The sequence below is a fragment of the Dolichospermum sp. UHCC 0260 genome, assembly GCF_009711985.1.
GTDB classification, from domain to species: Bacteria; Cyanobacteriota; Cyanobacteriia; order Cyanobacteriales; family Nostocaceae; genus Dolichospermum; species Dolichospermum lemmermannii.
Genome location: NZ_VIKZ01000001.1, coordinates 154,106 through 158,505, shown reverse-complemented (window position 1 = coordinate 158,505; position 4,400 = coordinate 154,106). Strand labels below are relative to the sequence as shown.

Below are 4,400 nucleotides of genomic sequence, written 5' to 3'. Positions count from 1 at the left end.
CACGAAGCTTGGTACAATAAAGCTTATAGTTATTCCCTGCAAGGTAATATTGAACAAGCAATTGAAAACTTAAAAACAGCAATTAATTTGCATCCTGAAGTTAGAGAATGGGCAAAAACTGATTCAGATTTTGATGCTATTCGGGAAGATGAACGTTTTCAAGAATTGATTAAATAAATTAGGTATAATAGGCATATACTGAATGTTATTAATTATGAATTTATAATATAGTGTATTCTAAATTTTAGCATATTAGGGTAACTTGACCAATATTTTCTAAACAATAAGCAGTATAATGATTAAAGATATTAAGGAGCTAATTATATGCAAATAAAACTTAAATCGAAAGTTGATGCACAAGGTAAATTATTCCTACAACTTCCCCAACAATTAGCTAATCAAGAATTAGTAATTATTATTACTGATTCTTCTGAAGAAAAAATACCAACACCAGAAGAATTAGGATATCCTGCTGATTTTTTTGATAAAACTGCTGGAAAATGGGAAGGTGAAGTTTTAGTTAGGTAAAATTTAGTTGATTGTGATCAAAGAACTTGGGATATTGAATGATGATTTACTTATTAGATACTAATACCTGTATTCAATATTTAAGAGGTTGTTTGAAAAGTATTATATCAAACCGGTAATCTCCAAAAACCTAACCCCCCTACCCCCCTTCCCTGCAAGGGAATGGGGGCTTTAAAGCCTCTCCCCTTGCAGGGGAGAGGTTTGGAGAGGGGTCAGTCTATACATTCAAAACTTTTCAAACACCCTCTAACCGGACGTAGTGAAAATGTAATTAATAAATTTAAAACTACTCATCGTGAAAATATTTATTTGTGTGATGTTGTCAAAGCAGAATTATACTATGGAGCTTATCGTAGTGTAAAACAAGAGCAAAATTTAGCTTTATATGAGTTCTTTTTTCCTCAATATATCAGCTTACCTTTTCATGGAAAAGCAGCTAAAATTTATGGTGAAATTCGTTCTCAATTATCAAAATTAGGAACTCCTATCGGTGCTTATGATTTTTAAATTTCTGCTATTGCATTAGCTAACAATCTTATTTTAGTAACTCATAATACTAGAGAATTTCAAAGAGTTGAAAATCTACAACTTGAAGATTGGGAAGTACAGTATTTGCGGTGATATTAAGTAGAACGCACTAAAATACAGCGGTTTCCGCTCTTATGAGGTACAAAGTTGAATCATGAAACTCTTGTAGTGCGGGCATCTTGCCCGCTAGATATGTACCTCATAACACCGGGAAGTGCTGTATTAAGTAGAACACACTAAAATACCGCTATCAGGTTCAATAGCAATGTACCAACCATAGTATTTATCTAGTTCTTTACTCCCAACTCATCACTATGACACAGGACCACGACCACCATCATCACCACGAACATGGACACCATCACAGTCACGCCCCAGCCACATTTAGCCGGGCTTTTGCCATTGGGACTGCACTGAATATAGGATTTGTGATTATTGAAGCCACTTATGGCTACTTAGCACACTCTCTGGCTTTGTTTGCTGACGCGGGTCATAACCTAAGTGATGTATTGGGACTCCTCCTAGCGTGGGGTGCAAGTTCCCTTGCCCGTCGTCCTCCCAGCCACCGCTATACCTATGGATTGCGGGCTTCTTCAATTCTGGCTGCTTTAGTAAATGCTGTGGTCTTGCTTTTGTCTATGGGTGCTATTGCTTGGGAAGCTATTCGCCGCTTTAATGATTCTAATCCAGTATCGGGAGAAACTATTATTGGTGTTGCCCTGGTCGGCATTATCATTAATACTGCTACTGCACTCATGTTTATGTCAGGACGCAAAAGCGATTTAAACATTCGGGGAGCATTTTTACACATGGCTGCTGATGCCTTGGTATCCTTGGGAGTTGTGGTAGCTGGAATTGCGATTTTATTTACCCATTGGCTGTGGCTTGACCCCTTAGTTAGCTTAGTGCTGGTGGCTGTTGTCGTGGTTGGGACGTGGCATTTACTTAGAGACTCCGTAAATTTGGCACTTGATGGCGTACCAGCAGGAATTGAACTCCGTGCCGTGAAAAATTACTTAATTGAATGTCCTGGGGTGTCGAAAATCCATGATCTTCACATTTGGGCTATGAGTACGACAGAAACCGCACTCACAGTTCATTTAGTCATGCCAGAAGGCTATCCTGGTGATGCTTTTTTATGGGAAGTTTCTCAGGAACTTGAACACCATTTCGGGATTCAACACTCTACTATTCAGGTAGAAACGGGGGATTCGGCGTATCCCTGTGCTTTAGAACCAGACCATGTGGTTTAAGCATAAGATCCTGATCTACACATAGTTGCAAAAAAAATATAAATAAATGTTATTTTTTTCAGAAAAATGTTATATTTATTTACATAAGACAACAAAGCTTAGTAAATCCTAATTGGAGTGCTGATCATGACTAATGCAACAAAAACAGCTAAAGCACCTGTAGCTACAGATCGCAACGGTTGGCGCTGGGGCTTTACATCCGAAGCAGAAATCTGGAATGGTCGTTTAGCAATGATTGGTTTTTCAGCAGCAGCTTTGATTGAACTATTTTCTGGTCAAGGCTTTCTCCACTTCTGGGGTATTCTGTAATTTCTCCATAACATAATTTTTGAGTAATCAAAAGCCTGGTAGTTGATAATAACTGCCAGGTTATTTATTTGTGAATATTAAGATGCCTAACTTGTGTATCGGCTCAAGTTCATCTTGTTACTTTTCAAGAAAAAAGAGAATTTTATAATTTAACATCAGAAATGAAATACATTCTTCTATTCCTCCCGGAAGCTTGCCGTAATTACTACAGATATATAAGTTGATTTATCAATATTATCAATATTTTAATTAGACCATTTGGTTCATTAATAAAATTAATGTTCTGAAATTTTCATGGCCTTTTTAACTTTATTTTTAGATAAACATAAGTTACAATTATGTATTGATATTATCAGCATATAATTATATTATTAAAATTCTCTACCAAACCACTCTTGTATTTATTGCTCCTTATTGAGAATATATCTAATAAATTTTTCTATCCAAAATCTATTTTTTTAAGTTAAAGGTAATTTTTTACTCCTTTTTTATTAATTAATTTCCGTAATAAACGATTGTGACAGTTAAGGGTGCGGAATGTGGGTTACAACTAAGTAAATTTGAAAACCCTATTTCCAGAGAAAAATTAAGACAAAGTTTAAATTTACCCTCAGTTGATTTTAATAATGGTTTACAATCCTTAAAACAACGGTATTTAGTAACCAAAATCAAAGAATATAAAATTCTGTTTAAATTATCTCCAGTTTTTCAAGAATATGTGAGAACTTGTTGTTAATATAAAAAGCATTACAAAATCTATTAATTTATCCGCGTTTATCCGCGTTCATCTGCGGTCAATTATTCTTAGAATCTTATTCTATGCACCTTCATTATAACTGTTGGGTTTTGTTACCTCAACCCAACCTACAACTAAATTTCTCTTCACCAATCACTCATTATCGAATAAGCTGCATTGCTGAATTAAAAAACTGCCGACATAAACCTTTGGTAATTAAAATAGTTGTTAATAAGTTTGTGACAGCCACCATAAAAATAATTAAAATCTCATAGGATACAGCCTCTAGTGGTGCAACACCAGCTAATAATTGTCCATTGGTAAAAGTTGGTATTGTTACCATACCAATCAACATCATTTGATTCAAAGTCGGCATAATTGCAGCACGAATCGCTTCTTTACGATATGGCTTAATCGCTTGTTCAGGAGTTGCACCTAAACTTAAATGAGTTTCTATTTCCGTGGGAAATTGGTTGATACTACTAACTAAACGTTCTCCCGCTATTGCTGCTGCATTCATGGCATTACCCAGCAAAATGCCAGCTAAAGGAATGATATAACGTGGTTCATACCATCTTTCTGGTTGAATAATTAAAAAATTGGTATAAAGCAATGTTAAGGACGTGCTGACAAAAATCGCACTTCCAGCTAAAGGTAAAACTTGTGGAATTTTTTGACTGATGCGGTTGCGAGTAATAATTACAGTAATTGTCAAAATTATTGCTAAAATTCCCAGTACCGCCCAAACATTGTTAACGGCAAAAATGAAGTCAAAAGTGTATCCTAATACAAGTAGTTGGAGGATAGTTCTACCAGTAGCTACGCTTAAATTTAATTCTAGTCCTAATTGCTCCCACGCCGATATCCCAATGGCAATAGCCATTAACCCTATAGCTAACGCCAAATCTACCATATCCAGTTTGATTAGCTCTGGCATAGTTTCTCTACCTCTTAACAATTAAAAACTTTACGTATTACAGGGAATAGGGAACAGGGAAATCTTTTTAATTCTTCCTTCTTTATCCTGACAACTGACAACTGTACGG

At 35.6% G+C, this 4,400-nt stretch carries 7 protein-coding genes; 6 read left to right on the top strand and 1 reads right to left on the bottom strand.

What is annotated here, in order from left to right; all coding sequences use genetic code 11:
* The 6 genes from FJR08_RS00775 to FJR08_RS00750 all read left to right on the top strand — a co-directional run.
* Positions 1-177 (top strand): tetratricopeptide repeat protein (locus FJR08_RS00775; RefSeq protein WP_168631838.1); only part of this gene is annotated, 177 nt, incomplete at its 5' end.
* A gap of 147 nt (positions 178-324) precedes the next feature.
* Positions 325-528, top strand: a complete 204-nt coding sequence (locus FJR08_RS00770; RefSeq protein WP_168631837.1) for a hypothetical protein — start codon at positions 325-327, stop codon at positions 526-528.
* A gap of 162 nt (positions 529-690) precedes the next feature.
* A complete protein-coding gene (locus FJR08_RS00765; protein ID WP_254435655.1) occupies positions 691-1,035 on the top strand; it encodes a type II toxin-antitoxin system VapC family toxin in 345 nt (114 codons plus the stop codon).
* 335 nt (positions 1,036-1,370) lie between these two features.
* Entirely contained in the window at positions 1,371-2,309 is a 939-nt protein-coding gene (locus FJR08_RS00760) for a cation diffusion facilitator family transporter (RefSeq protein WP_168631836.1), read from the top strand.
* A 126-nt stretch (positions 2,310-2,435) separates the two neighbouring features.
* Positions 2,436-2,618 carry a chlorophyll a/b-binding protein gene (locus FJR08_RS00755; protein WP_168631835.1) on the top strand — a complete coding sequence of 61 codons (183 nt, stop codon included), beginning with the start codon at positions 2,436-2,438 and terminating at the stop codon, positions 2,616-2,618.
* A 517-nt stretch (positions 2,619-3,135) separates the two neighbouring features.
* Positions 3,136-3,354: a hypothetical protein gene (locus FJR08_RS00750; RefSeq protein WP_015078051.1), complete on the top strand. Its 219-nt coding sequence runs from the start codon at positions 3,136-3,138 to the stop codon at positions 3,352-3,354.
* A gap of 160 nt (positions 3,355-3,514) precedes the next feature.
* On the opposite strand, the gene fetB is transcribed toward FJR08_RS00750, so the two are convergent.
* Positions 3,515-4,291 carry an iron export ABC transporter permease subunit FetB gene (fetB, locus tag FJR08_RS00745; protein WP_168631834.1) on the bottom strand — a complete coding sequence of 259 codons (777 nt, stop codon included), beginning with the start codon at positions 4,289-4,291 and terminating at the stop codon, positions 3,515-3,517.
* Positions 4,292-4,400 lie beyond the last annotated feature (109 nt).